Consider the following 4,801-nt stretch of genomic DNA (forward strand, 5'->3'; position numbering starts at 1 on the left):
AACGGAAGGGGCGGTTCAATCCGACTGTATCAACCGTCGGTCGCAAGTTGATCTACGAAACAATCCGCATTTGTGGCGGATACAGAAGACTCAGATTGCACGCGCTATTGATCTTCTCGCATCATATTTCCTCGATTTCAGGTGAGCCTGCTCTCGAACTGAGGAAACCGTTGATTAAGAGAGGATGTTTCAGCCAAGAAAAAATCATTAGCACACAAGTACACTGGAACTGCTGTTCTGAACTGCGGTCCTAAGGTACGCCCGTGTGAAACGGTAATTTTGGTTCCGAAAATCGACTATATCGTAAGCGGTGCGTGACGGTCACCTTCCAGTCCGATGTCTGATTTGAGATTTCACCTCCAAAGTTGATTTTGCGAGGTGAGTTTCTCCATGGAGACTACAGTTGAGTTTCTCAGGCGCTTGGGTGTTTCGACCTCCAGCGATGGTAGGCGGCGCTGGCCGGATGCGGTGAAGGCGCGGATTGTTGCGGAGACGTTGTTGCCGGGTGCGACGGTGAATGCGGTGGCTCGCAAATATGATGTGCGCGCGAACCATGTGTCGTCGTGGCGACGGATGGCCAAGGATGGTGAGCTTGTTTTGCCGGTACTCGGGAAAGAGGCTGCGTTTGCGCCTTTGGTGGTTTTTGATAGTCCGCCTGCGCCGCCGCCCTCGGAAGTCGATGCGTTGTCGCCTGCTATAGAGATCGTTGCGGGCGAGATGTTGATCAAGCTGGATGGGACAACTCCAGCGGCACGGGTTGCTCAGATTGTTCGCGCGCTTGGGGAGACAGCGTGATATTCCCCTCAAACCGGGTTCGTATTTTGGTGGCAACGAAGCCGGTGGACTTCCGGAAAGGGCACGATGACCTATCAGCACTGGTGAGTTCGGTTTTGCGTAAAGACCCGTTCACGGGAACGGTATTTGTGTTCCGCTCAAAACGGGTGGATCGGCTAAAGTTGCTGTATTGGGATGGAACCGGGTTGGTGATGACCTACAAGCGGCTGGAGGACACGAGCTTTACCTGGCCCGCCATTCGGGACGGTGTGATGTCGCTGAACCACGCCCAGTTCGAGGCGCTTTTTGCGGGGCTGGACTGGCGCAAGGTGAAGGCTTTGGAAAGCCGCCCTCCGGCTGCGGCTGAATGAATCAGGAGGTCGATTGGGCTCGGTAAACTTGGGCCTTCGTGCTATGCGGCGGCCATGTCCGACGCTGCCAATGACCTTGATTTGAGCCTGCTGCCGCCCGAGTTCCGGGCGCTGTTTGAGGCGCAGGCCGCGCAGGTCGCAGAACTCAAGGAGATCAACAAAAGGCTTGAGCATCTGGTGGCTGAGCTGAACCATGCGGTGCATGGCAAGAAGTCCGAGAAGCTGGACGAGAATGACCGGCAGCTCTTATTCGAAGAGCTCGAAGTTGCCATCGCCGAGGTGCACGAGCGCAAGGACACCCAAGCCACCGGAGAAGATGCACCCAAACGCAAACCGGTGGCGCGGCGCAACCTGGGCAATCTGCCCGAGCATCTGGAACGCATCGAGCAGATTGTCGAACCCGACAGCTTGATTTGCCCTTGCGGGTGCGGGGAGATGCACAAAATTGGCGAGGACCGATCCGAGCGTCTGGACATCGTGCCCGCCAAAATGCGCGTAATCGTCACCGTGCGCCCCAAATATGCCTGCCGCCATTGCACCGATGGAGTGACCCAAGCCCCAGCGCCAGCGCGCCTGATCGAAAGGGCGCTGCCGACAGAGGGCAGCATCGCGCATGTGTTGGTGTCAAAATATGCAGATCACTGCCCGCTGCACAGGCAATCCCAAATTCTGGGTCGTGCAGGTATCGACATTCACCGCTCAACGCTGGCCGATTGGGTCGGCAAAGCGGCCTTCCATCTGGGGCCGGTGGTCGACCAGCTGGCCGAACACCTGAAGACATCCACGAAGCTATTTATGGATGAGACAACCGCGCCGATCCTCGATCCCGGCCGCAAGAAAACCAAAACCGGATACCTCTGGGCACTGGCGCGTGATAATCGGAATTGGGGCGGCGATGACCCGCCGGGGGTGGTGTTCTTCTACGCCCCAGATCGGCGGGGCGAGAATGCGGAGAAATTCCTCACCGGTTTCGATGGCATCCTGCAACTGGACGGCTATCAAGGGTACAATCGCCTGACCCGCGCCACGCGCAAGGGCGGCGAGCCCATCGTCGTTGCCCATTGTTGGGCACACGCGCGTCGAAAGCTCAAGGAAATCCATGATCGCGACAAATCCGAGATCGCAGCAGAGGGCCTGCACCAGATCGCCGAAATTTACGCCATCGAAAAAGATATCCGAGGCACATCCCCCGGCCAGCGCCTCTCGGCCCGCCAAGCCCGATCCGCGCCCCTCGTTGCAACCTTCGGCGAGTGGCTGCAAACACAGCGCACCCGCGTCTCTGCCAAATCCCGCCTTGGTGAAAACTGGCGTATATCCACCGCCATTGGGACGGATTACAAACCTTCCTCATCGACGGGCGCGTCGAGATAGACAGCAACCAAGTCGAAAATTTAATCCGCCCAATTGCGCTAAATCGGAAAAACGCACTGTTTGCAGGCCATGACGAAGGCGGCAAAGCCTGGGGCCGGATCGCCTCGTTGATCGAAACCGCCAAAATCAACGGCGTCGAGCCTTTCGCCTATCTGAAATCTACACTCGAAGCGATCGCCGCGGGTCATCCGAAAAAACGCATCGACGACCTGCTGCCCTGGAATTTCCCGTCAAGCAGATAATCCTGTGCTCGCCAGCCGCCGCTTACACTATATCCTCCAGACATGCCAACCTGCTTACATGCAACGCTTCTTTTCAACCAAGATGCCGGGCGCGCAATTTGTAACGAACGTCTTGGTCTTCAGCCTGATCGGGCTCCTACCGGTCTTGCTCGTTTATGTCATGCGTGCGCCTGGATTTGCTTCGGCCTTGATTGACGGAGGACCGGCGCTTTTACGGTTTTTCAGGCAGGTTCTGACGAATGGGCTTCCGGTCATCTTTATCGTCAACTACGTCGGCTTCTTTCTGTTTGCGGTGTTGAATACCAAGGACGCCAATGGCCGTGATCCAGCGTCGTTCATTCTCCTCGATCTTGGTATCCGAGTCGCTCTCTTTCTCGTTCTCCACGCCTTCATTTACGTGCTTTCCGCCGGTTGGTTCGGCTCTTTTGGAGGTAGTCGGGCGACGGCCCTTTCAGTGGTTGCGCCCACACTGGCGCGGTCCGCACTCTTTGAAAACATATCCGGAGTCTACCTGTACGCCACTTTGGTAAGTGCACTGCCGCTCTATGTTACGGCAGCCGGAAAGTCGGCAATCCTGAGACCATTCGTTGATCTCTTCCCAAGAAACATGGGCGCGGTTTCGGTTGCTCTCGTCGCTTTTTTGTCGGCCGCTGTGTGTCTGACGGCTATTGCCGTCGTCATCCTGCGTCTTCAGAGCTAGATTGCCGTCGCGCTCTCACGTGAGCGCGACGCGCGCCATGCTTGGGCAAAGGCCAGAACCCAGAGCCCTGCAAGAAGGAAACTCCAAAGCGCGTTCCAACTCGCCATAGACAGGCTGAGGAACTCCCAGGCGACTTCGTCGCACATGACCAAGGCCGATGGTGCAGATGATGCAGAGGGCAGAAGGTCCGCAGCTGACAAGTTTGACATATCAAGACCTAAGCCTGTGCAGGATGTCGGACCTTCCCACCAACCCCGTTCTACGCCGGTATGAAACATCCCGATGCCCGCTGTCACGAACGCGGCGGCAGCGCCTGCCATCAGTAGCGGTAAGATGGGCAAACCAACCATGAGGAGCGCGCCAATAGCGATGGCGATCGCGTGAGGGTATCGCTGCCAAATGCACATCGCACATGGTGCATAGCCCGCCGCCTGAAACAAGAAGGCGGCCAGCAACAGAACGGCCGATCCGCCGGCAGCGATCAAACCAAGTTGTTTCGAAGACAGCGCCATTCACTTTCCTTTCGCCTACACGCAGCTCGGCGGTCGAACTCGGTGTAACTCTCCCAGTACGCGCCGCAGCTGCCGATTTCTCGGCAACTGCGAATCCTTGATCAGTTTGGCATTATGCCCCCGATTGCATACATCCCATCTTCGCCCTTGACGAGCATCAGGGTCACCTCGTCACCATCGGTCACCTCTCCCATCATCTGCGCGTTTTCCAGAACCGTCATATCCATCGTCATTGCAGGCCAGCCGATCTCTGGAATCGGGTCATGGCTCACGTTTGCAGTGCCGTCGCCGATGGAATTAATCACGGCCTTCGCGTGAACCGCGCCCTCCATTTGTTCGGCGGACATCGGCATGTCCGAATGATCCATATTGTGGTTCATTTGTGCGATAGCCCCTGTCGCGGACAGGGTCAGAAGTACGAGACTTGCAGTCAGTATCTTCATGAGAAGCTCCATTCTTGAGGTTTGTGCGTTCGATTATTCGGCAGGCAGTGCTGCATCGACGGGCTGCTGAATTGGGGACGTGATTTCGCGGTTTACGCGTTTCAGCGCGAGCCGTTTCCAAATCACGAAGATGGAAGGAATGACAAAAAGCGTCAGCAGGGTCGCTGTCACCATACCGCCGATCATCGGTGCAGCGATGCGTTGCATGATCTCCGAGCCGGTGCCGGTGCCATACATGATCGGTATCAGCGCCGCGAAGATGGTGGCCACGGTCATGACTTTGGGTCTCACCCGAAGAACAGCTCCCTCAAAGACGGCCTCCTCGATATCGTCGGTGTTGTCACATTAACGGTCCTGAGGTTGCTGGTTCATTGATCTGGGCGTAGGC

The 4,801-nt window shown here is 56.9% G+C and carries 6 protein-coding genes and 1 pseudogene; 4 read left to right on the forward strand and 3 right to left on the reverse strand.

The genetic code is table 11. The annotated features are described in order from the left end of the window. Nucleotides 1-390: 390 nt before the first annotated feature. The 4 genes and pseudogenes from tnpA to NIT7645_RS11290 all read left to right on the forward strand — a co-directional run bounded on the left by tnpA (nt 391) and on the right by NIT7645_RS11290 (nt 3,458). Nucleotides 391-795, forward strand: coding sequence for an IS66-like element accessory protein TnpA (gene tnpA / locus NIT7645_RS19770; protein WP_050687135.1), 405 nt, complete (start codon nt 391-393; stop codon nt 793-795). 29 nt (nt 796-824) lie between these two features. Beyond that, nucleotides 825-1,145 (forward strand): IS66 family insertion sequence element accessory protein TnpB, encoded by a 321-nt coding sequence (gene tnpB / locus NIT7645_RS11280; protein WP_278245806.1) that lies wholly within the window; start codon nt 825-827, stop codon nt 1,143-1,145. A 54-nt stretch (nt 1,146-1,199) separates the two neighbouring features. Then, nucleotides 1,200-2,758: pseudogene (gene tnpC / locus NIT7645_RS11285) on the forward strand (IS66 family transposase). 58 nt (nt 2,759-2,816) lie between these two features. Next, nucleotides 2,817-3,458: a hypothetical protein gene (locus NIT7645_RS11290; RefSeq protein WP_050687142.1), complete on the forward strand. Its 642-nt coding sequence runs from the start codon at nt 2,817-2,819 to the stop codon at nt 3,456-3,458. Here NIT7645_RS11290 and NIT7645_RS11295 read toward each other — a convergent pair. The 3 genes from NIT7645_RS11295 to NIT7645_RS11305 all read right to left on the reverse strand — a co-directional run bounded on the left by NIT7645_RS11295 (nt 3,455) and on the right by NIT7645_RS11305 (nt 4,740). Next, a complete protein-coding gene (locus NIT7645_RS11295; protein WP_050687143.1) occupies nt 3,455-3,970 on the reverse strand; it encodes a disulfide bond formation protein B in 516 nt (171 codons plus the stop codon). The genes NIT7645_RS11290 and NIT7645_RS11295 overlap by 4 nt on opposite strands. 101 nt (nt 3,971-4,071) lie before the next feature. Continuing rightward, nucleotides 4,072-4,413, reverse strand: a complete 342-nt coding sequence (locus NIT7645_RS11300) for a copper-binding protein (protein ID WP_050687155.1) — start codon at nt 4,411-4,413, stop codon at nt 4,072-4,074. A gap of 33 nt (nt 4,414-4,446) precedes the next feature. Beyond that, entirely contained in the window at nt 4,447-4,740 is a 294-nt protein-coding gene (locus tag NIT7645_RS11305; protein WP_442416250.1) for an efflux RND transporter permease subunit, read from the reverse strand. Nucleotides 4,741-4,801 lie beyond the last annotated feature (61 nt).

This window comes from Phaeobacter italicus (assembly GCF_001258055.1).
Taxonomy (GTDB): domain Bacteria; phylum Pseudomonadota; class Alphaproteobacteria; order Rhodobacterales; family Rhodobacteraceae; genus Phaeobacter; species Phaeobacter italicus.

What these genes read in the sequence shown, in the direction of transcription:
- tnpA (WP_050687135.1), top strand. Translation starts at nt 391, where the DNA reads ATGGAGACTACAGTTGAGTTTCTCAGGCGCTTGGGTGTTTCGACCTCC.
- NIT7645_RS11290 (WP_050687142.1), top strand. Translation starts at nt 2,817, where the DNA reads ATGCAACGCTTCTTTTCAACCAAGATGCCGGGCGCGCAATTTGTAACG.
- NIT7645_RS11295 (WP_050687143.1), bottom strand. Translation starts at nt 3,970, where the DNA reads ATGGCGCTGTCTTCGAAACAACTTGGTTTGATCGCTGCCGGCGGATCG.
- NIT7645_RS11300 (WP_050687155.1), bottom strand. Translation starts at nt 4,413, where the DNA reads ATGAAGATACTGACTGCAAGTCTCGTACTTCTGACCCTGTCCGCGACA.